The following is a 24,291-nucleotide window of genomic DNA, read 5'->3' on the forward strand; positions in this document are numbered from 1 at the left end:
TTTGAGTTGTTATGGTGCCGGGTGCGAATGCTTGCCCGCCACGACGATCAGACGGCTGCCGTCGAGTGCGCTGATCTCATAGACGCGCGCGTCCTCCGGCTCACCGGGTGCGAGTTCGACGTCCCACGCGGCACCGCGATAGTTCACGCGCGCGCGCCGGTCACGCCATCCGGTCACGGCGAGCGTCTGACCGATATCAAGATTCACGTCGGGATTGCTTGCAGCGGCTTTGCGGGTCGCCCGCCGGCCAAAACGCGAGCGCCGCAACAGCAGCACCGCAGCCAATGCGACGAGCGCCGCGACCGCAAATTGCACATCGGGATTGGCGCCCGACACGCGCGCGAGACCGCCGGCCAGGAAACCCAGCGCGATCATCAACAGATAGAAGGTGCCGCTCATCAGTTCCAGCACGATAAGCACGCCCGCCCCGACCCACCAGAACAGTCCACCTGGCGCCACGTCGACCTCCACTGCGCTGCATGAGGCCGGAGCAAGTGCTAAGGCACTCACTCCGGCCGACAAAACAAAAACACCCCGGATCTACCGAGGTGTTTATAGCACGAAGCTGGTGCACTTTACCGGGCAGTGCGGTCCGCTTTGACGAACCGCACCAAACGGCTATGCGTGTTGCTTATTTTTGCCGCTTCATTTCGCCGACGACCTAGCCAACGCCTGCCACGTCTCGATGATGGTATCCGGGTTCAGCGAGATCGACGCAATGCCTTCATCGGTCAGCCACTGTGCGAAATCCGGATGATCAGACGGGCCCTGGCCGCAGATACCGACATACTTGTTCAACCGCAGACACGTTTCAATCGCGCGCTTGAGCATGAACTTGACCGCCGGATCGCGTTCGTCGAAATCGACTGCCAGCAGCTCCATGCCCGAGTCGCGGTCGAGACCGAGCGTCAGCTGCGTCAGATCGTTCGAGCCGATCGAGAAACCGTCGAAGAACTGCAGGAATTCTTCGGCGAGGATCGCGTTCGACGGCACTTCGCACATCATGATCAGGCGCAGACCCTTCTCGCCACGCTTCAGGCCGAACTTGTCGAGCAGACCGACCACGCGCTCCGCCTGCTTCAGCGTGCGCACGAACGGCACCATGATCTCGACGTTGTCGAGGCCCATCTCTTCGCGCACCTTCTTCAGCGCGATACATTCCATCTGGAACGCTTCGGCGAAATCGTCCGCGATATAACGCGAGGCGCCGCGGAAACCCAGCATCGGGTTTTCTTCGTCCGGCTCGTAGCGCGAACCGCCGATCAGCTTCTTGTACTCGTTCGACTTGAAGTCCGACAGACGCACAATGACAGGCTTCGGATAGAACGCAGCGGCGATCGTCGCGATACCTTCGGTCAGCTTATCGACGTAGAACGCGCGCGGCGATGCGTGACCGCGTGCAACGCTTTCGACGGCCTTCTTCAGGTCCTGATCGACGTTCGGGTACTCGAGAATCGCCTTCGGGTGCACACCGATGTTGTTGTTGATGATGAACTCGAGCCGCGCCAGACCCACACCCGCGTTCGGCAGTTGCGAGAAGTCGAAGGCAAGTTGCGGATTGCCGACGTTCATCATGATCTTCACCGGAATCGGCGGCAGTTCGCCGCGCTGGACTTCGGTGACTTCCGTTTCGAGCAGACCGTCGTAAATCTTGCCTTCGTCGCCCTCCGCGCACGATACGGTGACCAGCGCGCCTTCCTTCAGCAGATCGGTTGCATCGCCACAACCCACCACCGCCGGCACACCCAGTTCACGCGCGATGATGGCCGCGTGACAGGTACGGCCGCCGCGATTCGTGACGATCGCCGAAGCGCGCTTCATCACCGGTTCCCAGTTCGGGTCGGTCATGTCAGCCACCAGCACGTCGCCCGGCTGCACACGATCCATCTCCGACGGATCCTGGATCACGCGCACCGGACCCGCACCGATCTTCTGACCGATGGCGCGACCCGTGACGATGACCTGCGACTGGCCCTTCAGCTTGAAGCGTTGCTCGGCCTTGCCGCTTGCCTGGCTCTTCACCGTTTCCGGACGTGCCTGCAGGATGAAGATCTTGCCGTCGCGGCCGTCCTTGCCCCACTCGATGTCCATCGGACGCTCGTAGTGCTTCTCGATGATCACGGCGTACTTCGCCAGTTCGATCACGTCTTCGTCGGTGATCGAAAAGCGGTTTCGCTGCTCATGCGCGACGTCGACGGTCTTCACGCGGCCTGGTTCGCCCGGCTTGGTGAACTCCATCTTGATCAGCTTCGAGCCTATCGAGCGGCGGATGATGGGGTATTTGCCCTGTGCGAGCGTGGTCTTGAAGACGTAGAACTCGTCCGGATTCACCGCGCCCTGCACGACGGTTTCGCCGAGACCGTAGCTCGAGGTGATGAACACGGCGTCCTTGAAACCGGACTCCGTATCGAGCGTGAACATCACACCGGCCGCGCCGACGTCCGAGCGCACCATGCGCTGCACGCCCGCCGACAACGCGACTTCAGCGTGAGTGAAGCCCTTATGAACGCGATAGGAGATGGCACGGTCGTTATACAGCGACGCGAACACGTGCTTCATGCGATCGAGCACGTCTTCGACGCCGACCACGTTGAGATAGCTTTCCTGCTGGCCCGCGAACGACGCGTCCGGCAAATCTTCTGCCGTAGCGGACGAACGGACGGCGAACGAAAGCTCGTCAGGCGAGCTGTTCTGGAGCGTGTCGAAACCCGCGCGGATATCCGCCTCGAGCTTCGGCTGCAGCGGTGCATCGACGATCCACTGACGGATCTCCTTGCCCGCTTCGGCGAGCGCCTTCACGTCGTCGACGTCCAGCGTCTCCAGACGTTTGGCGATGCGCTCGGTGAGGTTGCTGTGATGGAGGAAATCGCGGAATGCCAGTGCCGTGGTGGCGAAGCCGGTCGGCACCCGAACGCCTGCCTGGGCGAGTTGACTGATCATCTCGCCCAGGGACGCGTTCTTGCCGCCCACAATCTCCACATCGGTCATCCGCAACTGCTCGAACGGAACTACATACGCCTGATCCTTTGCGACGTTAACTGCGTTAGTCATACAAGCCCCTAAGTGTGGAAGAAATACACGACTGTGCAAGTGGGCTTGGACGCGAAGCGGTCATAAGAACCGCTGAGTACCTGATAAGCCGGCAATCTCGCGTCTTGCACAACCTGTTAGATAAACAATCGCTTAATAGCGCACACGATTTGCAGAACCTTGCAGCCGGACCACGAAGCGCACCAAAAGCACGACGAAGCCAACGGTTTGACGAAATTATTCAAATTCGCCGCAAGTTATCAGCAAAAAGCGGGGCGTTGACCGGGCGATAAATGCGAGTTAGCCGCGGTTCGCCTGCAATTGCTTATCCAACAGGTTGCCGCTATTCTACCGTGCCGACTCTCAAAATGTGACAGTCGGACGAGAATTGCGCCTTGAACTGCGCGCCGCACCGATGCCCCTGTAGTTTCCGGTTAGCCACCGTACACTGGGCGCCGACGCAGCGATGTTAGATTCGAGCGTAATTTCCCGCTCACGTTCCCTGCCTACTGCCCCACTGATGCCGCCTACCGTATTCATCGTCTCCGACGGTACCGGGATCACTGCCGAAACCTTCGCGCATTCGATCCTGTCCCAGTTCGACCAGAAATTCCGCCTGGTTCGGGTTCCCTTTGTCGATTCCACCGAGAAAGCCTACGCCACGCTGGAAAAAATCAACGAAGCGGTCAAGCAGGACGGCCGCCGGCCAATCGTCTTCACGACGCTTGTCGACAGCTCGTCGAACAAAATTGTCAAAGGCTCGAACGCGCTGGTGCTGGACATGTTCCAGACCTTCGTCGAACCGCTCGAACTGGAACTGGAACTGAAGTCGAGTCACGCAATGGGCCGCGGCCACCAGAACGCGGACACCGAGGAGTATAAGAACCGCATCGAGGCGATCAATTTCTCGCTTGCCCATGACGACGGTCAGTCAAACCGCAATCTGGCCGATGCCGATGTGATCCTGGTTGGCGTGTCGCGCAGCGGCAAGACGCCGACGAGCCTGTATCTGGCGATGCAGTACGGTGTGAAGGCGGCCAACTATCCGCTGATTCCGGAAGACTTCGAACGCGGCAAGCTGCCGACGCCGTTGCTCGAACATCGCAACAAGATGTTCGGGCTGTCGATCGATCCGCAGCGGCTCTCGGAGATCCGCAACGAGCGCCGTCCGGGCAGCAAGTACGCGGCGCCGGAAAACTGCCGTTACGAGATCAACGAAGCGGAAGCGATGATGCGGCGTGAGGGGATCAAGTGGCTGTCGTCGACGCACAAGTCGATTGAAGAAATCGCGACGACGATCCTGCAGGAGATCAAGCTCGACCGGCCGGGGTATTGAGGACGGCGCAGGCAGGGCTGCGGCTTCAGGCTCGCGCCGTGAGCGTGCCCCAAGCGAGGCATGAGGTCAGTCAGCGCGCCGAGCGCTGCTGGCGGCACTGCTCGAACAGGCACACGGCGGCGGCAGCCGCCACATTCAACGATTCCATTCCGCCTGGCTGCGGAATCGTCACGCGCAACGTGACCGCGTCGCGCCACGTCTGCGACACGCCCGCGCCTTCGTTGCCCATCACCCAGGCTAGCTGGCCGGACAGGTCGCAATCGTAGATCGCTTCGGCGCCGTGCGAGTCTGTAATCACCACCGGTACGTCAAGGCGTTCGATCAGCGTCTGCGGTTCGACGTCTTCGTGAATCTCCAGCAGAAAGTGCGCGCCCATCCCCGAGCGCAGCACTTTCGAAGACCACGCGTAGGCCGTCCCCGGCGCGCAAAACACCTGCTGAATCCCTGCGGCGGCGGCGCTGCGCAGAATCGAACCGACATTGCCCGCGTCCTGCACACCATCGAGCACGACACAGGTCTGCGCGACCCGTTCCGGTAACGGCGGCGCAAGTTTCTCGACCAGCAGCAGAATCCCCACCCCGTTGACCACATTCGATAGCTGGCCGAACAACGCGTCCGGCAGCGTCACGATACGGTGCTCGTCGATCCGCGAAACGATGGTCTGCGCCTCGTCGTGAAGCAAGGCGCCTTCGGTGACGACACAGGTTTCAGGTTGGCCAGCAACGTCCAGATACGCGCTCGCGAGATGGAACCCTTCGAGCAGCGCGTGGCCGCTGCGTCGCTGCTGGTGCGTCGAACCGGCCAGTGCCTTGAGGCGCTTGTAGAGCGGATTGTCCCGCGAGGTGATGGCTTTCACAGGCAGGGAAGAATCAACTCAGCGCCCGGCACGCTCACCGACACGTTGCCCAGGCGCAGATGCGCCTCGCGCACCGGCGCGAACGAGCGGCGGTGATGTTCGCATGGCCCGTGCTCACGCAAGGCCGCCAGATGCTGTGGCGTACCGTAACCGGAATGCGCGTCGAAGCCATACACGGGAAACGTCTGATGCAACTCCAGCAGCATGCGGTCGCGCGTGACTTTGGCGAGAATCGACGCTGCGGAAATGGACTTCACCAGCGCGTCGCCGCCAATAATCGCCTCGCTCCGAATACTGAGCACCGGACAGCGGTTGCCGTCGATCTTCACGAGCGTCGGCGCAACCGCGAGGCCCTCGACGGCGCGCTTCATCGCCAGCATCGTCGCATGCAGGATATTGAGCGTATCGATCTCTTCGACCGACGCCGAAGCGACACAAAAAGCCAGCGCCCGGTCGACGATCTTGTCATACAGTTCATCGCGCTTTTTGGCAGTGAGCGCCTTCGAATCGTCGAGCCCGCGGATCATCGGCTTCGACGGATCGAAAATCACCGCGGCGGCCACCACCGGCCCAGCCAACGGCCCACGCCCCGCTTCATCGACGCCGCAGACAATCTCGTCCGCCGCGTTGAAGTCAAAACCCGGCTGCGCTGCCACCGCAGCGGACTTGCGCCGGGGCGCGCGCTCGCATGTCATCGACGCCCCTTGCGCGTTTCGACCACATTCGCCACCACTTCCGCGGCGCGCAGGGCAGTGTTCTGCTTCAGCACGTGATGCATTTCCGTGAAAATTTCCGTCAGCGTGCGCCGGTTGGCCTCGTCGCGCAACTGTTTCAGGGTGGCATCGGCGAGCGCCTCAGGCGTCGCGAAGTGCTGCAGGATTTCCGGCACCACGAAGCGTCCAGCCAGAATATTCGGCAGTCCGACGTACGGCAAATAGCCTTGCCGCCGCATGATCTGACCGGTCAGCCACGGCACCTTGTAGGAAATCACCATCGGTTTCTTCAGCAACGCGGCTTCCAGCGTCACCGTGCCGCTCTTGACAAGGATCGCGTCAGCCGCCGTCATCGCCACCTGCGCCTGCCCTTCCACCAGCGTCAGCGCGAGGCCCGGACTGGCGTCCACGAGCGGCTGCAGCAATTCGCGCAACGCCGGCGTCGCCACCGGCATCACGAAGCGCACGCCCGGCTCGCGGTGCTGCATCAACTCCATCGCAGCGAAAAACGTCGGGCCGATCAGATTGATTTCCGAGCGGCGGCTGCCTGGCAGCACGGCGATCACCGGGCCGCTTTCCGGCAGACCCAGCTTGCGGCGTGCGCCCAGCGTGTCGGGTACAAGCGGAATCTCGTCCGCGAGCGGATGGCCGACATACGAGGCCGCCACGCCGGCTTTTTCAAGCAGCGCGGTTTCAAACGGAAACACGCACAGCATATGGTCGACGGCTTTGGCGATCTTCTTGATCCGGCCGCCGCGCCATGCCCAGATGGACGGGCATACGAAGTGAACGGTCGGAATGCCGGCGTCGCGCAGCGCGTGCTCGAGGGCAAAGTTGAAATCAGGCGCGTCGACGCCGACAAACACAGTTGGCGGCTCAGCCAGCAACTGACGTTTCAGCTCGTTGCGGATGCCTAGAATCTCGGGAATGTGACGCAGCACTTCGACATAGCCGCGCACCGACAGCTTTTCAATCGGCCAATGGGCGTCGAAACCCGCGGCGATCATACGCGGGCCGCCAATGCCGTAATACTGCGTATCGGCCGGCAAGTGGCTGCCGAGACCTTCCAGCAGGGAGGCAGCAAGCAGGTCGCCGGACGGTTCTCCGGCGACCATCGCAAGCCGTAGCGGACTCGGTTGCAGGACCATCGGTTAGCGGATGATGCCGCGTTGCGACGCGACCACGAAGTCGAGAAACGCCTGCACCGGCGCATCGCCATCGCCGCCGGCCGAGGCCAGATCGCGCAGTTGCACCTTCGCTTCTTCCAGCGACAGGCTGTTCTTGTACAGCAGGCGGTACGCGGCACGCAGCGCCGAAATCGCATCCGCGGAAAAACCGCGCCGGCGCAGACCTTCGACGTTGATGCCATGCGGCTCGGCCTTGTTGCCGGCCGCGATAACGAACGGCGGGATGTCCTGCACGAGCGCCGACGCGCCGCCCAGCATCGAATGCGCGCCGATGCGCACGTACTGGTGCACACCCGACATGCCGCCGACGATCGCGTGGTCGCCGATCGTCACGTGACCGGCCATCTGCGCATTGCTCGCGAGGATGACATTGTTGCCCACGTGACAGTCGTGCCCGAGATGCACGTACGCCATGATCCAGTTGTCGTCGCCGAGCGTGGTGACGCCCGCGTCCTGAATCGTGCCCGTGTGGATCGTCGTGAACTCGCGAATCGTGTTGCGATTGCCGATCACGAGCCGGGTCGGCTCGTCCTTGTACTTCATGTCCTGCGGCCGGCCACCGACCGATGCATAGTGGCCAATGCGGTTATCTTCGCCAATCGTCGTGTGACCTTCGATCACACTGTGCGAGCCGATCGTCGTGCCCGCGCCAATCGTGACGTTCGGGCCAACAATGGCATACGGCCCGATTTCAACCGTTTCGTCGAGCTGTGCGCCCGGCTCGATGATTGCAGTGGGATGAATCCTGCTCATGCGCCCTCGCTTCTGATTCCGTTGCGTTATCCGGAGGCCAGGCGGGCGTCAGTCGCCCTACCGGCTATCCATTGCTGGCCGCCCCCACGGATGCCTGTTGCATGCACGTGCGTCAGCGGTTCAGCGTTACCGGCCATGCCTTACTGGCCGTTCGTATCCGTATGACGTACTGCGCACATCAGGTCGGCTTCCGCGGCAACCGCGCCATCCACCTCGGCGCGCGCCTTGAACTTCCAGATGCCGCGCATATGCCGCTCAAACGTTGCGTTCAGGATCAGCTGATCGCCGGGCTCCACCACGCGCTTGAAACGCGCATTGTCGATGCCGACGAACAGATACAGCGTGTTGGCCGGATCGTGCGGCTCTTCCGAGAACGTCAAAAGCGCCGCGGTCTGCGCAAGCGCCTCGAGGATTAGTACACCCGGCATGACCGGACGGCTCGGGAAGTGACCCATGAAGTACGGTTCATTGATCGACACGTTCTTCAGCGCTTTGATGCTCTTGTGCGGTTCGAGTTCGAGCACCCGGTCAACGAGCAGGATCGGATAACGATGCGGCAGCAGCGTGAGAATCTTATGAATGTCGAGATTGATTTTTTCGGTGCTCATGGTGTTTCTGCTCACGCATTGACTGCGCGATGATGACTGCGGATACGGTTCAGGTGGGTTGGTAACGCGTGCTGCCGCCGCTTTCTATGACCCGGCAGCCCATCCTGCCCGGTCACCCTTCGCGACGCTTCCTGCTTGACCAGCTTGACGTGCTTGAAACCGGGCCGTTGCTGATGGCCGACCCGGCCCGCGCTCACGCCTTGTTGCCTGGCGCGTCGGCGGCCGCAGCCGCTTCCAGCGCCTTGATACGGTCACGCAGTTTATCGAGGTTGCGCAACAATGCTGCGCTCTTGTTCCAGTCGGCGTGGTTCACGGCCGGGAATGCACTCGTGTACATGCCCGGTTTCAGCAACGATTTCGACACGCCCGACTTGGCGGTGACGATCACATGATCGGCCAGTGTAACGTGTCCGGCGATACCCACCGCGCCACCGATCATGCAATGACGGCCAATCGTGGTGCTGCCGGCAATGCCCGCGCAGCCGGCAATGACCGTGTACGCGCCAATCCTGCAGTTATGACCGATCTGCACCAGGTTGTCGATCTTCACGGATTCTTCGATCACGGTATCGGCCATGGCGCCGCGGTCGATCGTCGTATTGGCGCCGATTTCGACATCGGGGCCAATCGATACAGCGCCGACCTGCGGAATCTTGACCCAGCTGCCCGTCCGGGATTCGCCTTCGCCGACGAAGTCCGGCGCAAAGCCGAAGCCGTCGGAGCCGATCACGGCACCGGCGTGAATGATGACACGCTCGCCGATCTTGCAGCCGTAGTACACGCTGACATTCGGATACAGGTGCGAGCCGGCACCGATCTGCGTGTCGCGGCCGATCGCCACGTTCGCGTCCAGCCGCACGTGCTCACCGATCACCGCGCCGGCTTCCACCGTGACGTGCGGGCCGATCACCGCGCTTGCAGCGATCCGCGCCGACGGATCGATCGTCGCGCTGGCATGCACGCCCGGCACGGGCTTCGGTGCGGCCATGTCGATGAACGTCTGCGCGACTCGCGCGAAGTAAGCGTAGGGGTTGGGCGTGACGATGAAATTGCGGGCGCCGTGCAAGCGGGCGCCGTCGGCGCCCGCTTCGGGCGCGCCGCCTAGTTTGGCGAGATCTTCAGCGTTGATCAGCACCGCACCCGCGCGGGTAGTCTCGACCTGCGACAGATATTTCGGATTGGCGAGGAACGCCAGCTGATTCGGGCCTGCCTGGTCCAACGGGGCCAGGCTGCCCACGCGGTGCGAGCGATCTCCGACTACTTCACCGCCGAACTGCTGGACGATGTCCTCGAGCGTAAATGCCATGCGTGTACTGCTCCTGCTTTTCAGTTGCCAGTTCGGTTACCGCTTCAGTTGCCGGCCGGGGCCGACGCGCCATTCGCAGACGCCGCCAGGGCCTTGAGGACCTGGTCGGTAATGTCGATGCGCGGGCTCACATACACCGCTTCCTGCACGATCAGGTCGTAGTGCTGCTGCTCGGCGATCTGCTTGATCACCTTGTTGGCGCGGTCGAGCACGGCTGCCAGTTCCTCATTGCGGCGCTGGTTCAGGTCTTCGCGGAACTCACGCTGCTTGCGCTGAAAATCGGTGTCCAGTTGCGACAGGTCGCGCTGCTTTTCCGCGCGATCGGCCGGCGCCATCGACGCGCCGTTCTTGTCCAGCGCATCCGACATCGACTTCAGCTTCTGCGCCATATCCTGCAGATCCTTGTCGCGTTTTGCGAATTCGGCCTCGAGTTTGGTCTGCGCCGCCTTCGCGGCAGCCGACTCGCGCAGGATGCGATCCGAGTTGACGGCGGCAATCCTGGCTTCCTGTCCGTGCGCTACACCCGCGCTCAAAGTCATTGACAGCGCAAGCGCGCACGTCGCAAAGGCGCACGTCACACGTTTCGAAAACATACCGGTTCGCAAAGTCATCCTCTCGATACTGTAAAAGAGGTCCGGGTTATCCCGGACCATCCAATCAGAATGCCGTTCCGAGCTGGAACTGGAATTTCTGGTACTGGTCGCCGTTGTGTCTGGTGAGCGGGAAACCCAGACTCAGTTTGAGCGGTCCGATCGGCGAGATCCACGCAAGACCGACGCCGTAACCGTAACGCAAGCCGTTCGCCCCCACGCTGTTGCCTTCATCGCCCCAGACGTTGCCTGCGTCGAGAAACGTAAACACTCGCAGGGTGCGATCATAGCCTGTGCCCGGCAAGGGGAACGTCAATTCGACGTTACCCACCAGCAGCTTCGAGCCGCCGATCGGGTCGCCTGTCGTTGCGTCGCGCGGTCCCAGAGAGCTCGGCTCATAGCCGCGCACCGTCCCGATACCGCCCGCGTAGTAATTCTTGAAGATCGGAAAAGGCTTGCCGCCGACGCCACTGCCGTAACCGCCCTGGAGATTGAAACCCAGGACGAAACCACGCGCAAACGAATAATAGTACTGCGCGCTGATGTCGGCCTTGTAATACTGCGTGCCGCCCGCCGGCGTGCCGAGTTCGGCATTCGCCTGAGTAAAGTAGCCACGACTCGGCACCAGTGCGCTGTCGCGCGCATCGCGTGTCCAGCCCGCTGTTATCGGCACGTTGTTCGACACCCGGCCGAATTCGTTCACGTAGTCGATATAGGTTTGCGGCGTGGCAGCGTCTACATCGAGCGTATTTTGCTCAACACCGGCGCCGAAATAGACCGTATCGACTTCCGAGAACGGGATGCCGAACCTGACGTCACCGCCCAAGGTGACGATCTTGAAGCTCGAATCCGCGCAGTAGTACAACGGCTGCTGCGTGCGATAGTAGACGTCGCTAATGCGCCTGATGCCGTCCACCGTGAAATATGGATCGACCTGAGTGACAGTCAGCGTGCGGTAGGTCTTCGCCGTGTTGATGTTCACCGCGAGGCTCGTGCCGGAGCCAAACACGTTGTCCTGCGAAACGCCCGCCGAGAGGATCGGGCCTTCGCCCGAGCCGTAACCGACGCCGAGCGTGATCGAGCCGGTCGGCTTTTCTGTGACCTTGACGTTCACGTCCACCTGGTCCGTCGTGCCTTCGACGGGCACCGTGGTCACGTCCACGTCCGAGAAGTAGCCGAGGCGGTTCAATCGATCCTTCGACAGCGCGAGGCGATTCGCATCGAACCACGAACTCTCGAACTGGCGCATTTCACGACGCACCGCTTCGTCGCGCGTGCGAACGTTGCCGACGATGTTGACGCGGCGCACATAGACGCGCCGGCTCGGGTCGACTTGCAGCGTCAGATCGACCGTGTGACGTTGCTGGTCGATCAGCGGCTGGGCGTTCACCGTGGCGAAGGCATAGCCATATTCGCCGAGCTTGTCGATGAGCGCTTTGGTGGTGGCCTGCAGCTTCTCAGCCGAAAAAACCTCGCCGGACCTGATCTTGACTAGCGACTCGAGTTCAGCTTCACGGTCCAGCAGATCACCGGCCAGGTGGATGCCGGAAATTGTGTACGGCTCGCCCTCATGCAGGGTGAGCGTGAGATACATGTCTTTCCTGTCCGGCGACAGCGAGACCTGCGTCGAGTCGAACGAGAACTCGAGGTAGCCGCGATTCAGGTAGTACGAGCGAACCTTCTCGAGATCGCTGGTCAGCGTGTCTTTCGAGTACAGGTCGTTCTTCGTGTACCACGAGAACCAGTTCGGCGTGGCCTGCTGCATCTCATCGGACAACGTGCTGTCGGTGAACGCCTTGTTGCCGATGAAGTTGATCTGGCGAATCTTTGCGCTCGGACCTTCGTCCACCGAGAACAGCAGTGCCACGCGGTCCTGGTCGATCGGCGTGACCGTCGTCCTGACTTCAGCCGCGTAGTAGCCGTGCGTAAGGTATTGACGCTTCAGTTCCTGCTCGGCCTTTTGGGCGAGCGCCATGTCGTAAAAACGGCCTTGCGACAGCCCGACCGAGCGAAGCGCCTTGCTCAGATTGTCCTTGTCGAATTCGCGCAGCCCGGAGAAGTCGATTGTGCCGATCGCCGGGCGCTCCGTCACCTGCACGATCACGACCGCGCCCTCGGTGAGGATCTTCACGTCATTGAAGAAGCCGGTCGCATACAGCGCGCGAATCGCTTCGGAGGCCTTGTCGTCAGAAAAAATATCCCCTCGCTGGATCGGCAGGTAGGCGAACACCGTGCCGGGCTCGATGCGCTGCAGCCCATCGATGCGGATGTCTTGCACCACAAACGGCGACGTAGCATGGGCAGCTAACCCATGCGCGGCTAAAGCAGCAGCGGCGACCGATTTAGGTACAAGGCGACGAGGTTTCGACAACGTACTTCCCCAATGTAAAGCTCAATCATGCTGGGCGGCCGCTCCTCGCGGGCGCCGCCGGACACGTCAAAAATGGATCAGCCGGGCCAGATCGTTGAAAAGCGCGATCGCCGACAAGGCGACGATGCAGGCCAGTCCAGCTCTCTGCAGAACGAGCTGCCAGCGGTCGGAGACCGCCTTGCCAGTTGCAGCTTCAACCAAATAATATAACAGATGCCCCCCGTCCAATACCGGAATCGGGAGCAGGTTAAGTACGCCGAGACTGATGCTAACCAGCGCCAGGAATGACAGGAATGCTGAGGGACCCAACCTTGCGCTTTTACCTGCGTAGTCGGCGATCGTGACCGGACCCGACAGGTTTTTCAACGATGCTTCGCCGGTAATCATCCGGCCGAACATGCGCACCGAGTAAGCCGCCAGATCCCAGGTGCGGCGCGCGCCCAGCTGCAGACTTTCGATCGGACCGTAACGCACCGTGATGGACGGCACCTGGGTCGCGAGTTCCGCGCCGATCCGGCCGACCTCCGCGCCGCTCGCGTCGTCGTGCTGCGCGAGCGGGACCACATGGATGTCCTCGGTCTTGCCGCCCTGCTGTGCATCGCCACCCCGCGCGACCCGCAACGTGACGCTCTTGCCCGCGTGCGTCTTGATGTAGGCGATGAACGACGTGGCGTTATCGGTAGGCGTGCCGTCGATCGACAGCAGACGGTCACCGGCGGCCAGGCCCGCGCGCTGCGCCGCGCTGCCGGCCTGCACGCCCGCCACGATCAGCTTGCCGCCACCCGGCTCGAAGCCCAGATGCGACATGAAATCGTCGTCGACATCCTTCTCGGACACATCGCGCAGGTCCAGCGGGAAATCGAAAGTCCCATGGCTGTCTTTGGCGCTCAGAATGATGCGGCGATGATCGAACGCCGCACCCAGCATCTTCCAGCGCAGGTCCGACCACGAACGAACCGGTTCGCTGGAGCCGGCGTCGCCATCTGCGTTGCGCACTGCGATGACTGTCTCGCCACCGTCGAAACCGGCGAGCGCAGCAGGTGTGTTCGGAGTCGGCGCAGCAACGATGGCAGCCGGTTCGCTCACGCCCGTGCCAAACACGGCGGCGAACAGCACAATGGCAAGAATGAAATTGGCGATCGGGCCAGCCGCGACAATCGCAAACCGCTTCGCGACATGCTGACGGTTGAACGCGTGCGGCAGGTCGGCGGCATCAATCGGCGCGCCCACTTCTCGCTCGTCGAGCATCTTCACGTAGCCGCCCAATGGCAACGCGGCGATCGTCCATTCGGTGCCCGTCTTTGGGCTCACCCACTGAACCAGCGGCTTGCCGAAGCCGATCGAAAAGCGCAGTACTTTCACGCCGCACAGGCGCGCCACGCTGTAATGGCCGTACTCATGTACCACCACCAGCACGCCTATCGCGACCGCGAAGGCGAGCACCTCGATCAGCACGTTCATATTCGCCTCACTGGACGGCACGTTCCGCGCGAAGGGCGTCTTGCGGCAAACGCTGGATAAAATCTGCCGCCGCCCGGCGCGCGGCTGCGTCGGCTTCGATCACGTCGTCGAGCGCGTGGGCGCTGCGATTGGGCAGCGCGTTCAGCACCGCGTCGACCACTTGCGCGATCGCCATAAAGCCGATCTTGCGCGACAGGAATGCATCCACGGCAACCTCGTTGGCGGCGTTCAAAGCCGCACTGGCGAGACCACCTTCGGCGAGGGCCTTCATGGCCAACGCCAGACACGGGAAACGGGCGTAATCCGGCTTTTCGAACGATAGCGAGGCGACCTGCACGAGGTCGAGCTGCGCCACGCCCGAATCGACCCGCTCGGGGAACGCAAGCGCGTGTGCGATCGGCGTACGCATGTCGGGATTGCCAAGTTGCGCGAGCACCGAACCGTCGGCGTACGAGACCATTGAGTGGATCACGCTCTGCGGATGAATCAGCACCTCGATGCGCTCGCCCGGCAGCGCGAACAGCCAGTGCGCTTCGATTACTTCGAGGCCCTTGTTCATCATCGTTGCTGAGTCGACCGAGATCTTGCGGCCCATTACCCAGTTCGGGTGCTTGCAGGCTTCATCGGGCGTCACGTTGACCAGACTGGTCGGCTCGCGCGTGCGAAACGGGCCGCCCGACGCGGTCAGGATGATCTTCGACACCCCGCCATGCAGCGCGGCTTCGCGCGGCAGGCACTGGAAAATCGCGTTGTGTTCGCTGTCGACCGGCAGCAGGACAGCGCCGTGGTCGCGCACCGCGTCCATGAAGATCGCGCCGGACATCACCAGCGCTTCCTTGTTGGCGAGCAGGATGCGCTTGCCGGCGCGCGCAGCCGCCAGGCTCGGCGCAAGTCCCGCCGCGCCGACGATGGCCGCGACAACCGTGTCGCAACCGTCGCTCTTCGAAACCTCGACGAGCGCCTGCGGGCCGTACGTTACCTCGGTCTTGCAGCCGGCTTCGCGCAGCTTCGCGGCGACTTGCGCCGCCGTGTCGGCGTCGCCGACCACGGCCACTTCGGGCCTGAAACGCAGGCATTGTTCGACGAGCTTGTCGCCGTTGCGATGCGCAGTGAGCGCATATACCGAGAAGCGCTCCGGATGACGCGCGACGACGTCGAGCGTGCTGTCTCCGATTGAGCCCGTGGAACCGAGCAGTGTCAGTCTTTTTTGCATATCTCTTTCTCTAGCCGAGCAGCAGCATGGCGAGCGGCAGCACCGGCAACAATGCGTCGATGCGGTCAAGGACGCCACCATGGCCCGGTAGCAGGCCGCTGGAATCCTTCACGCCGGCCTGACGTTTTAACATCGACTCGAACAGGTCGCCCACGACGCTGAAGGCCACCAGAATCGTCAGCGCAACCAGCGTACGGATCGCGCCAAGGCGCTCCAGCAGCGCAGAATACAGTGTCGGCTCGAATGCGTGCACCAGGATGGCTACCGTCGCGACGACCAGGACCGCCAGCCAGCCGCCGATCGCCCCTTCCCAGGTCTTACCAGGGCTGATCGCCGGCGCCAGCTTGTGCCGCCCGAACGCCTTACCCGCAAAGTATGCACCGATATCGGCCAGCCAGACCACCAGCAACAGGGACAGAACAAACGGCACGCCCGCCATCCTGGCCGCGACCAGCGCATGCCAGCAGGCCACGAACACGACGATCCCCGCGATAAAGAGGAACAGACGCCAGGCGCCCTGCGCCAAGGTCGGCTTGCGCAGCAGCACGTACGGACCGGCCAGCACCCAGAACACCGCGGCAGCCTGAAACAGCGGTCGAGGCAGAGTCACGCCGGTGCCCAGGCGCGTGCTCGCGACGAGCGCGGCCGCCGCGACCAGCGCATAAATGACGGGACCCGTGCCCTCGACTTTCAGAAGACGCGCCCATTCCCAGGCGGCAAACACAAGCACGAACGCGATCAGCGCGCCAAACGCGCCCACCGGCGCGAACAGCGTGACCGGCAAAAACACAGCCAGCAGAACGATCGCCGTGATAACACGGGTTTTTAGCATGGAAGCGAATCGACGTTTTGCGATTGCGGCTCGAGCTGGGCGCTCGTCCGGCCGAAGCGGCGTTCGCGCTCCGCATAAGAATCGATCGCGTGGCGCAGCGCCTCGGCGTCGAAATCCGGCCAGAAGGTGTCGGTGAAATAGAACTCGGTATAGGCGAGCTGCCACAGCAGGAAGTTGCTGATGCGCTGTTCCCCGCCGGTGCGGATGAAGAGGTCGGGTTCCGGTGCGTACGCCATGGCGAGATGCTCGGCGAACGTTTCCTCGGTCACTTCGACGGCCACGCCCGCCAGCGCCGATTGCTCGGCAAGCTTGCGGGTGGCCTGCATGATGTCCCAGCGGCCGCCGTAGTTGGCGGCGATGGTGAGAGTAAGACGCGTGTTGCGGGCGGTTTTGGTCTCGGCGCGGCGGATCAGATCCTGGATGCGCTTGTCGAACATCGACAGATCGCCGACCACGCGCAGGCGAATGCCGTTGGCGTGCAGCTTGCCGACTTCACGCTCGAGCGCGGTCACGAACAGGCGCATCAGGAACGACACTTCGTCGTTTGGACGGCGCCAGTTTTCGGAGCTGAAGGCGAACAGCGTCAGGTATTCGACGCCAGAGCGTGCACACGCCTCGACGGCGGCGCGCACCGCGTCGACGCCGCGCGTATGGCCGGCCACGCGCGGCAGACGGCGTTGCGTTGCCCAACGGCCATTGCCGTCCATGATGATCGCGATATGTCGCGGCACCGCCGCGACATCAGGCACGCGAACGGTTGAGCTGGTATAGGTCATGGCCGTCGGGACAGTGACTGCAAAAAAAGAAGTAAAGACCTGAAGATGCTGAAGCCCGACGGCCTCAAACCGTCATGATCTCGGCTTCTTTGGTCGTCACGAGCTTGTCGATTTCAGTGACGAACTTGTCCGTGAGCTTCTGGACGTCGTCACCGGCACGACGCTCGTCGTCTTCGGAGATTTCCTTGTCTTTCACGAGCTTCTTCAGTTGCTCGTTGGCATCACGGCGCAGGTTGCGCACCGCGATCTTGGCCGTTTCGGCTTCGCTACGCGCCACCTTGGTCAGCTCGCGACGGCGTTCTTCGGTCAGCGCGGGCATCGGCACGCGGATCACGTCGCCTTGCGTAGCCGGGTTCAGGCCCAGATCGGAGTCGCGAATCGCCTTTTCGACGACCGGCACCATCTTCTTTTCCCACGGCTGCACGCCGATCGTACGCGCGTCGATCAGCGTCATGTTCGCGACCTGCGAGATCGGCACCGGCGAGCCATAATAATCGACCTGGATGTGATCGAGCAGGCCCGTGTGTGCACGGCCCGTGCGGATCTTCGACAGATCGTTCTTGAACGCGTCGATCGAGCGCTGCATTTTCTGCTCGACGCCCTTCCTGATATCAGCCACAGACATTTTTAAACCTCCGAACCTTCAAAACGGTGCGAGCCGGCCAGCGCGCGAGTAGCGGCGGCCCGGGCCCGCGTTAAAGCCCACGTTATGTGAACGAGAGTTTACACGTGGACGAGCGTACCCTCGTCCTCGCCTTGCACAATGCGCTTTAGCGCACCCGGCTTGACAATCGAGAACACGCGGATCGGCAGTTTCTGGTCGCGGCACAGCGCAAACGCCGTGGCGTCCATGACCTGCAGATTGCGGCCGATCGCCTCGTCGAAGCTGATCGTCGTGTAGCGCGTTGCCGTCGGGTCTTTCTTCGGATCGGCCGAATAGACGCCGTCCACCTTGGTGGCCTTCAGCACGACTTCCGCGCCCACTTCCGAACCGCGCAGCGCCGCTGCGGTATCTGTCGTGAAGAACGGGTTGCCGGTACCGGCCGCGAAGATCACGACCTTGCCTTCTTCCAGCTGGCGGATCGCCCGGGGGCGAATGTACGGCTCGACCACCTGATCCATGCGCAGCGCGGATTGCACGCGCGCCTCGATACCGGCGTGGCGCATCGCGTCCTGCAGCGCCAGCGCGTTCATCATGGTGGCCAGCATCCCCATGTAGTCAGCCGTCGCACGGTCCATACCGGCCGCGCCGCCTGCCACGCCACGGAAAATATTGCCGCCGCCGATCACCACGGCCAACTGCGTACCGAGCCGCACGACCTCGGCCACGTCCGCCACCATTCTTTCGATCGTTGCGCGATTGATGCCAAAGGCATCATCGCCCATCAGAGCTTCACCGGAGAGTTTGAGCAGGACGCGTTTATAGGCAGTGGGCATAGGGGTATCCAGATCGCGCAGAACAGGGCAACAACAAGGAACTAACTGTAGGGGTGAAATGCTGATTCGGGCAAGCGCCGCCAAATTGACGAACCCTGGGGTTCGCCAGCGGCGGCGGCACGGCGAGGGTCAACCCGCGCACCGCCTTGCGGCGCTGCCGACCGCGGCAAGGTCTTGCCCCACCGCGGATCCAACGGTACAGCGTGAAACTTAGGTGATGCTTATTGTTGCTTTGCAGCAGCCACTTGAGCGGCCACTTCTGCTGCGAAGTCGTCCTGCTTCTTCTCGATGCCTTCGCCGACCACGAACAGCGCGAACTTCTGCACGCTTGCGCCGGCGGCCTTCAGCATCTGTTCGATCGTCTGTTTGTCGTTCTTAACGAACGTCTGGTTCAGCAGCGACACTTCCTTCAGGTACTTCTGCACGCTGCCGTCGACCATCTTGGCGACGATTTCAGCCGGCTTGCCCGATTCTGCAGCCTTCTGTTCAGCAATGCTACGTTCCTTGGCGATCAGATCTGCCGGGACTTCGTCTGCCGACAGCGAGACCGGCTTCATGGCCGCGATGTGCATGGCGACGTCTTTACCGACCTGCTCGTCCGCGCCGGTGTACTCGACCAGCACGCCGATACGCGTGCCGTGCAGGTACGCAGCCAGCTTGTTGGCGGTTTCGAAACGCACGAAACGGCGGATGGACAGGTTTTCGCCGATCTTGCCGACCAGCGCGAGGCGCACTGCGTCGACCGTCGAGCCTTCCAGCGGCAGGGCTGCCAGTGCAGCGACGTCGGCCGGGTTCTTGGCAGCGACCAGTTCGGCGATCTGCTTCGAGAACGCCAGGAAGTCGTCGTTCTTCGAAACGAAGTCGGTTTCGCAGTTCAGCTCGACGATCGCACCGACGTTGCCGCCGATGAACGACGCGATCACGCCTTCAGCGGTGACGCGCGAAGCGGCCTTGCTGGCCTTGTTGCCGAGCTTCACGCGCAGCAGTTCTTCAGCGCGCTCCATGTCGCCGTCGGCTTCCGTCAGCGCCTTCTTGCATTCCATCATGGGCGCGTCGGTCTTCGCGCGCAGTTCTGCAACCATGCTTGCGGTAATTGCCGCCATCATTTGCTCCTAGAGTCTGTCTTTCACACGCCGCCCGCACTTCGATGCCGGCGGCAAGAATTCGTTTCCGCACAACGCGAATTTTTCTCGCACTGTACTGTAGCCAGGTGTCATGACTTAAAAAAAGGGGGCCTGTAGAAAGCCCCCTTTTTTGCCGGACACAGGGCAGCCTTACGCTTCCGAGTTGACCTCGACGAACTCGTCGCCGTCACCGCCGCGAGCAGCCTGCACCACTTCGTTGACCGCGTTTGCACGACCTTCGAGGATCGCGTCAGCCACGCCAGCCGTGTACAGAGCGACTGCCTTGCTGGCGTCGTCGTTACCCGGGATCACGTAGTCGATGCCTTCCGGCGAGTGGTTCGTGTCGACCACGGCGATAACCGGCACGCCAAGCTTGTTGGCTTCGGTCACAGCAATCTTGTGGTAGCCGACGTCAACCACGAAAATGGCGTCCGGAATGCCGCCCATATCCTTCACGCCGCCAATCGACTTTTGCAGCTTGGCGATTTCGCGTTCGAACAGCAGCGCTTCCTTCTTGCTCATGCGTTCCGTTTCACCGGCTTCCAGCGCTGCTTCCATGTCCTTCAGGCGCTTGATCGAGACCTTCAGCGTCTTGAAGTTGGTCAGCATGCCGCCGAGCCAGCGTGCGTTGACGAACGGCATGCCCGCGCGTTGTGCCTCTTCGGCGATCGTGTCGCGCGATTGACGCTTCGTGCCGACAAACAGGATCGTGCCGCGGTTAGCTGCCAGCTGACGCACATACTTCAGTGCGTCGTTGTACATCGGCAGCGTCTTTTCGAGGTTGATGATGTGAATCTTGTTGCGATGGCCGAAAATGAAGGGGGCCATCTTCGGGTTCCAGAAGCGCGTTTGGTGGCCGAAGTGGACACCTGCTTCCAGCATTTGACGCATGGTAACTGCCATGAAAATCTCCGCTAGGGTTGGGTCTTAAGCCGGCTGCTGCATCTACCGCGCCGTCTTCGCCATATGCGAGGACCTGACGCGGCGGACACCCTGGGTGCTGCCGGCTTGCGAGTCTGCTGCCTTGAAATCCCCTGTAGCGCAGGCAACTATCGCTACAGGCGGGTCTTTTCCACAAAATAGAATAATGTGGAGCGACTTAGCCAGAGATTATAGCACGTGACTATCGGCAGACTCAACCCGACCGGTAGCCCCGAAACGGCGGGCGGGTTGCACCCGGCGACGGGGCCGCCAGCCCTCTCAAAAGCCAGCGGGAGCCGGAATATGGTGCGATAATCTTTAAATAACCGCATTTCAGGCCCGACTCATGGCTATTACGCTCAAAAACGACCACGATATCGCGCAGATGCGCGTCGCCTGCCGCCTCGCAAGCGAAGTGCTCGACTACATCGCCCCGTTCGTCACCGCCGGCATCACCACCGGCGAACTCGACCGTCTGTGCCACGAATACATGCTGAAGGAACAGGGCACGGTTCCGGCGCCGCTGAATTATCAGCCGCCCGGCTACCCGCCCTATCCGAAGGCCACCTGCATTTCCGTCAACGACGTGATCTGCCACGGCATCCCGGGCGACAAGACGCTGAAGAACGGCGACGCGCTGAATATCGACATCACCGTCATCAAGGAAGGCTACTTCGGCGACACGAGCCGCATGTTTATCGTCGGCGAAGGTTCGATTCTGGCCAAACGCCTCGTGCAGACCACCTTCGAGTGCATGTGGCTCGGCATCGACCAGGTCCGGCCTGGCGCCCATCTCGGCGACATTGGCTATGCGATCCAGCGGCACGCTGAAGGTCAAGGCTACAGCGTAGTGCGCGAATATTGCGGCCACGGGATCAGCACGGTGTTTCACGAAGATCCGCAGATCCTGCACTACGGCCGTCCGGGCACAGGCTTCGAGCTGCAGGCGGGCATGATCTTCACGATCGAGCCGATGATCAACGCGGGCCGCCGCGACATCCGCACCATGCCGGATCAGTGGACCGTGAAGACCAAAGATCGCAGCCTGTCCGCGCAGTGGGAACATACGGTGCTCGTGACCGAAAGCGGTTACGACGTGCTGACCGTCTCGGCCGGCACCCCGGCGCGTCCGCCGGTTGTCGCCTCCGCCACCACGGCCTGACCGCCCCTCGTTCCCACTCACGCGCGCCCATGAGCAGTGTTCCAGCCGTCGCCCCTTCCGATGCCACATCGCTCAAAGCCGACTACAAGGTGGCCAAAGCCAGGCTGCTGGATCGCTTCAGGCTGGCAACCAACGTCGAATCGTTGATGGCCGCCCTCGCGCGCACCACGGACGAGTCGCTGCGCGCCGCATGGAACGCCTGCGACCTGCCGCCGTCCCTCGCCCTGCTGGCGGTAGGCGGGTACGGACGCGGCGAACTGGCGCCGCATTCGGACATCGACATTCTTGTCTTGCTGCCCGATCAGCCGATCGCGCATCTCGAAGCACGCATCGAGCGCTTTATCAGCCTCGCGTGGGATCTCGGACTGGAACTCGGCAGCAGCGTGCGCTCCGTCTCGCAGTGCCTCGAAGAGGCGGCCAATGACGTCACCGTGCGCACCTCGTTGCTGGAAGCGCGCCGTATTACCGGCAGCAGCGCGCTATTCGATGAATTTGCGCAACGTTATCGGGAGGCGCTCGATCCACGCGCGTTCTTCCAGGCGAAAGTGCTGGAGATGCGCCAGCGGCATGCCAAATTCCAGGACACGCCCTACGCGCTCGAGCCGAACATCAAGGAAAGCCCCGGCGGCCTGCGCGATCTGCAACTGATCCTGTGGGTGACCCAGGCGGCTGGCTTCGGCAGCAGCTGGCAGGAACTGGAAACGCGCGGCCTGATTACCGAGCGCGAAGCTCGCGAACTCGAGCGCAACGAGGGTTTTCTGAAGGCGCTACGCGCCCGCCTGCACGTGATTGCGGGACGGCGCCAGGACATTCTGGTGTTCGACCTGCAGACGGCAGTGGCCGAAAGCTTCGGCTACAAACCGACCGCCACCAAGCGCGCCAGCGAGCAGTTGATGCGCCGCTACTACTGGGCTGCCAAGGCAGTCACCCAGTTGTCGACGATCCTGATCCAGAATATCGAAGCGCAACTGTTCCCGAGCACGAGTGGTATCACACGAGTTCTTTCGGAGCGTTTCGTCGAGAAACAGGGCATGCTCGAAATCGCCCGCGACGACGTGTTCGAACGCGAGCCAAACGCGATCCTCGAAGCATTTCTGCTCTACGAGCAAACGCCCGGGGTGAAGGGTCTGTCGGCGCGCACGCTGCGCGCGATCTACAACGCGCGCGACGCGATGGATCAGCACTGGCGCCGCGATCCGGAAAACCGGCATCTGTTCATGGAAATTCTGAAGCAGCCCGCCGGCATCACGCACGCGCTGCGGTTGATGAACCAGACGAGCGTCCTCGGGCGCTATCTGCTGAATTTCCGCCGTATCGTCGGGCAAATGCAGCATGACCTGTATCACGTCTACACGGTCGACCAGCATATCCTGATGGTGCTGCGCAACCTGCGTCGCTTCGCGATTGCGGAACATGCGCACGAGTACCCGTTCTGCAGCCAGCTGATCGCCAACTTCGAGCGTCCGTGGGTGCTGTACGTAGCGGCGCTGTTCCACGACATCGCCAAGGGCCGCGGCGGCGACCACTCCACGCTCGGCATGGCCGACGCGCGGCGCTTTTGCCGCGAACACGGCATCGAAAACGGCGATGGCGATCTGGTGGTGTGGCTGGTCCAGCACCACCTGACAATGAGCCAGGTCGCGCAGAAGCAGGACACGAGCGACCCTGAAGTCATCAAGCGCTTTGCGGAGCAGGTGGGCACCGAACGGCGTCTGACGGCGCTGTACCTGCTGACCGTCGCCGATATTCGCGGCACCAGTCCGAAGGTCTGGAATGGCTGGAAAGGCAAGCTGCTCGAAGACCTGTACCGGGCCACGCTTGCGGTGCTCGGCGGCGCACGCCCTGATGCGCACTCCGAACTGAAATCGCGTCAGGAGGAAGCGCTTGCGCTGCTGCGACTCGAAACGGTACCGGAGAATGCGCACCAGGCGCTGTGGGACAAGCTCGACGTCGGTTATTTTCTGCGTCACGACGCGGCGGATATCGCGTGGCAAACGCGTGTGCTGTACCGTCATGTCGAGACGCCTACGCCGATCGTCCGCGCGCGTCCGTCGCCAGTCGGCGAAGCCCTGCAGGTGCTGGTTTATGTGAAGGACCGCCCTGACCTCTTTGCCGGTATTTGCGCGTACTTCGACAAGAACGGCCTGTCGGTGCTCGACGCTCGCGTCAGCACGACCCGGCACGGCTACGCGCTGGATAATTTTATTGTCCAGCACACCGAAGAAGACGTGCATTATCGTGACATCGCCAATCTGGTGGAACAGGAACTGACCGCGCGCCTCACGGCGGACGGCACCCTGCTGCCGGATCCGTCGAAGGGGCGCCTGTCGCGCCTGTCGCGGACCTTCCCTGTGACGCCGCGCGTCGACCTTCGGGCCGACGAACGCGGCCAGTACTACATCCTGTCCGTGTCGGCGAACGACCGGCCAGGCCTTCTTTATTCGATCGCGCGCGTGCTGGCCGAGCACCAGGTAGGCGTCCAATCGGCGCGGATCAATACGCTCGGCGAACGCGTAGAGGACGTGTTCCTGCTGGATGGACGCGGCCTCTCGGACAACCGCCTGCAAATTCAGGTCGAGACCGAACTGCTGCGCGCGATCGCAGTGTGAGATTTC

General features: G+C 62.2%; 21 protein-coding genes. 3 read left to right on the forward strand and 18 right to left on the reverse strand.

Annotation, left to right across the window (positions count from 1 at the left end; genetic code table 11):
- Positions 1 to 9: 9 nt before the first annotated feature.
- Positions 10 to 459: an NfeD family protein gene (locus P3T24_RS07305; RefSeq protein WP_074266029.1), complete on the reverse strand. Its 450-nt coding sequence runs from the start codon at positions 457 to 459 to the stop codon at positions 10 to 12.
- Between the two features lie 186 nt (positions 460 to 645).
- The gene (gene ppsA, locus P3T24_RS07310) at positions 646 to 3,051 is read right to left on the reverse strand and encodes a phosphoenolpyruvate synthase (RefSeq protein ID WP_074264295.1); all 2,406 of its coding nucleotides are present in this window, start codon (positions 3,049 to 3,051) and stop codon (positions 646 to 648) included.
- A gap of 499 nt (positions 3,052 to 3,550) precedes the next feature.
- Between ppsA and ppsR the strand changes: the two genes are divergently transcribed.
- Positions 3,551 to 4,366, forward strand: a complete 816-nt coding sequence (gene ppsR, locus P3T24_RS07315; protein WP_074264294.1) for a posphoenolpyruvate synthetase regulatory kinase/phosphorylase PpsR — start codon at positions 3,551 to 3,553, stop codon at positions 4,364 to 4,366.
- Positions 4,367 to 4,436: 70 nt separating this feature from the next.
- Here ppsR and P3T24_RS07320 read toward each other — a convergent pair whose 3' ends face one another.
- The 16 genes from P3T24_RS07320 to rpsB form a co-directional block, all read right to left on the reverse strand.
- Positions 4,437 to 5,222, reverse strand: a complete 786-nt coding sequence (locus P3T24_RS07320) for a TrmH family RNA methyltransferase (RefSeq protein WP_429287112.1) — start codon at positions 5,220 to 5,222, stop codon at positions 4,437 to 4,439.
- Complete coding sequence (rnhB, locus tag P3T24_RS07325) at positions 5,219 to 5,917, reverse strand: ribonuclease HII (RefSeq protein WP_074264292.1); 699 nt, start codon at positions 5,915 to 5,917, stop codon at positions 5,219 to 5,221. Before rnhB ends, P3T24_RS07320 begins: the two co-directional genes overlap by 4 nt.
- On the reverse strand, positions 5,914 to 7,083 hold the full coding sequence (gene lpxB / locus P3T24_RS07330; protein WP_074264291.1) for a lipid-A-disaccharide synthase: 1,170 nt from the start codon (positions 7,081 to 7,083) through the stop codon (positions 5,914 to 5,916). Before lpxB ends, rnhB begins: the two co-directional genes overlap by 4 nt.
- Before the next feature lie 3 nt (positions 7,084 to 7,086).
- Positions 7,087 to 7,875 carry an acyl-ACP--UDP-N-acetylglucosamine O-acyltransferase gene (gene lpxA, locus P3T24_RS07335; protein ID WP_074264290.1) on the reverse strand — a complete coding sequence of 263 codons (789 nt, stop codon included), beginning with the start codon at positions 7,873 to 7,875 and terminating at the stop codon, positions 7,087 to 7,089.
- Between the two features lie 140 nt (positions 7,876 to 8,015).
- Complete coding sequence (fabZ, locus tag P3T24_RS07340) at positions 8,016 to 8,483, reverse strand: 3-hydroxyacyl-ACP dehydratase FabZ (protein ID WP_074264289.1); 468 nt, start codon at positions 8,481 to 8,483, stop codon at positions 8,016 to 8,018.
- A gap of 193 nt (positions 8,484 to 8,676) precedes the next feature.
- Positions 8,677 to 9,789, reverse strand: a complete 1,113-nt coding sequence (gene lpxD / locus P3T24_RS07345; RefSeq protein ID WP_074264288.1) for a UDP-3-O-(3-hydroxymyristoyl)glucosamine N-acyltransferase — start codon at positions 9,787 to 9,789, stop codon at positions 8,677 to 8,679.
- A gap of 44 nt (positions 9,790 to 9,833) precedes the next feature.
- Positions 9,834 to 10,400 (reverse strand): OmpH family outer membrane protein, encoded by a 567-nt coding sequence (locus P3T24_RS07350; protein WP_174567509.1) that lies wholly within the window; start codon positions 10,398 to 10,400, stop codon positions 9,834 to 9,836.
- 46 nt (positions 10,401 to 10,446) lie between these two features.
- Positions 10,447 to 12,750, reverse strand: a complete 2,304-nt coding sequence (bamA, locus tag P3T24_RS07355) for an outer membrane protein assembly factor BamA (protein WP_074264286.1) — start codon at positions 12,748 to 12,750, stop codon at positions 10,447 to 10,449.
- A 66-nt stretch (positions 12,751 to 12,816) separates the two neighbouring features.
- Entirely contained in the window at positions 12,817 to 14,211 is a 1,395-nt protein-coding gene (gene rseP / locus P3T24_RS07360; protein ID WP_429404697.1) for an RIP metalloprotease RseP, read from the reverse strand.
- Positions 14,212 to 14,218: 7 nt separating this feature from the next.
- Entirely contained in the window at positions 14,219 to 15,424 is a 1,206-nt protein-coding gene (locus P3T24_RS07365; protein ID WP_429433453.1) for a 1-deoxy-D-xylulose-5-phosphate reductoisomerase, read from the reverse strand.
- A gap of 10 nt (positions 15,425 to 15,434) precedes the next feature.
- Entirely contained in the window at positions 15,435 to 16,256 is an 822-nt protein-coding gene (locus P3T24_RS07370) for a phosphatidate cytidylyltransferase (RefSeq protein WP_429433455.1), read from the reverse strand.
- The gene (locus P3T24_RS07375; RefSeq protein WP_074264282.1) at positions 16,250 to 17,032 is read right to left on the reverse strand and encodes an isoprenyl transferase; all 783 of its coding nucleotides are present in this window, start codon (positions 17,030 to 17,032) and stop codon (positions 16,250 to 16,252) included. The genes P3T24_RS07370 and P3T24_RS07375 overlap by 7 nt, the downstream gene beginning before the upstream one ends.
- Positions 17,033 to 17,096: 64 nt before the next feature.
- Positions 17,097 to 17,657: a ribosome recycling factor gene (gene frr / locus P3T24_RS07380; RefSeq protein WP_074264281.1), complete on the reverse strand. Its 561-nt coding sequence runs from the start codon at positions 17,655 to 17,657 to the stop codon at positions 17,097 to 17,099.
- Between the two features lie 98 nt (positions 17,658 to 17,755).
- Entirely contained in the window at positions 17,756 to 18,469 is a 714-nt protein-coding gene (pyrH, locus tag P3T24_RS07385) for a UMP kinase (protein WP_074264280.1), read from the reverse strand.
- A gap of 221 nt (positions 18,470 to 18,690) precedes the next feature.
- Entirely contained in the window at positions 18,691 to 19,572 is an 882-nt protein-coding gene (gene tsf, locus P3T24_RS07390) for a translation elongation factor Ts (protein WP_074264279.1), read from the reverse strand.
- A 171-nt stretch (positions 19,573 to 19,743) separates the two neighbouring features.
- Entirely contained in the window at positions 19,744 to 20,496 is a 753-nt protein-coding gene (gene rpsB, locus P3T24_RS07395) for a 30S ribosomal protein S2 (protein WP_074264278.1), read from the reverse strand.
- A 364-nt stretch (positions 20,497 to 20,860) separates the two neighbouring features.
- Here rpsB and map point away from each other — a divergent pair, with 364 nt between their 5' ends.
- Positions 20,861 to 21,676, forward strand: coding sequence for a type I methionyl aminopeptidase (map, locus tag P3T24_RS07400; RefSeq protein WP_429433457.1), 816 nt, complete (start codon positions 20,861 to 20,863; stop codon positions 21,674 to 21,676).
- A gap of 29 nt (positions 21,677 to 21,705) precedes the next feature.
- Positions 21,706 to 24,285, forward strand: a complete 2,580-nt coding sequence (locus tag P3T24_RS07405) for a [protein-PII] uridylyltransferase (RefSeq protein WP_429433459.1) — start codon at positions 21,706 to 21,708, stop codon at positions 24,283 to 24,285.
- Positions 24,286 to 24,291: the final 6 nt, after the last annotated feature.

The sequence above is a fragment of the Paraburkholderia sp. GAS33 genome (assembly GCF_050436645.1).
GTDB classification, from domain to species: Bacteria; Pseudomonadota; Gammaproteobacteria; order Burkholderiales; family Burkholderiaceae; genus Paraburkholderia; species Paraburkholderia phenazinium_B.

Bases quoted from the DNA above. Each gene is read 5' to 3' on its own strand.
- ppsA (WP_074264295.1), bottom strand. From the start codon at position 3,051: ATGACTAACGCAGTTAACGTCGCAAAGGATCAGGCGTATGTAGTTCCG.
- ppsR (WP_074264294.1), top strand. From the start codon at position 3,551: ATGCCGCCTACCGTATTCATCGTCTCCGACGGTACCGGGATCACTGCC.
- rnhB (WP_074264292.1), bottom strand. From the start codon at position 5,917: ATGACATGCGAGCGCGCGCCCCGGCGCAAGTCCGCTGCGGTGGCAGCG.
- lpxB (WP_074264291.1), bottom strand. From the start codon at position 7,083: ATGGTCCTGCAACCGAGTCCGCTACGGCTTGCGATGGTCGCCGGAGAA.
- lpxA (WP_074264290.1), bottom strand. From the start codon at position 7,875: ATGAGCAGGATTCATCCCACTGCAATCATCGAGCCGGGCGCACAGCTC.
- fabZ (WP_074264289.1), bottom strand. From the start codon at position 8,483: ATGAGCACCGAAAAAATCAATCTCGACATTCATAAGATTCTCACGCTG.
- lpxD (WP_074264288.1), bottom strand. From the start codon at position 9,789: ATGGCATTTACGCTCGAGGACATCGTCCAGCAGTTCGGCGGTGAAGTA.
- P3T24_RS07350 (WP_174567509.1), bottom strand. From the start codon at position 10,400: ATGACTTTGCGAACCGGTATGTTTTCGAAACGTGTGACGTGCGCCTTT.
- rseP (WP_429404697.1), bottom strand. From the start codon at position 14,211: ATGAACGTGCTGATCGAGGTGCTCGCCTTCGCGGTCGCGATAGGCGTG.
- P3T24_RS07365 (WP_429433453.1), bottom strand. From the start codon at position 15,424: ATGCAAAAAAGACTGACACTGCTCGGTTCCACGGGCTCAATCGGAGAC.
- P3T24_RS07370 (WP_429433455.1), bottom strand. From the start codon at position 16,256: ATGCTAAAAACCCGTGTTATCACGGCGATCGTTCTGCTGGCTGTGTTT.
- P3T24_RS07375 (WP_074264282.1), bottom strand. From the start codon at position 17,032: ATGACCTATACCAGCTCAACCGTTCGCGTGCCTGATGTCGCGGCGGTG.
- frr (WP_074264281.1), bottom strand. From the start codon at position 17,657: ATGTCTGTGGCTGATATCAGGAAGGGCGTCGAGCAGAAAATGCAGCGC.
- pyrH (WP_074264280.1), bottom strand. From the start codon at position 18,469: ATGCCCACTGCCTATAAACGCGTCCTGCTCAAACTCTCCGGTGAAGCT.
- tsf (WP_074264279.1), bottom strand. From the start codon at position 19,572: ATGGCGGCAATTACCGCAAGCATGGTTGCAGAACTGCGCGCGAAGACC.
- rpsB (WP_074264278.1), bottom strand. From the start codon at position 20,496: ATGGCAGTTACCATGCGTCAAATGCTGGAAGCAGGTGTCCACTTCGGC.
- map (WP_429433457.1), top strand. From the start codon at position 20,861: ATGGCTATTACGCTCAAAAACGACCACGATATCGCGCAGATGCGCGTC.
- P3T24_RS07405 (WP_429433459.1), top strand. From the start codon at position 21,706: ATGAGCAGTGTTCCAGCCGTCGCCCCTTCCGATGCCACATCGCTCAAA.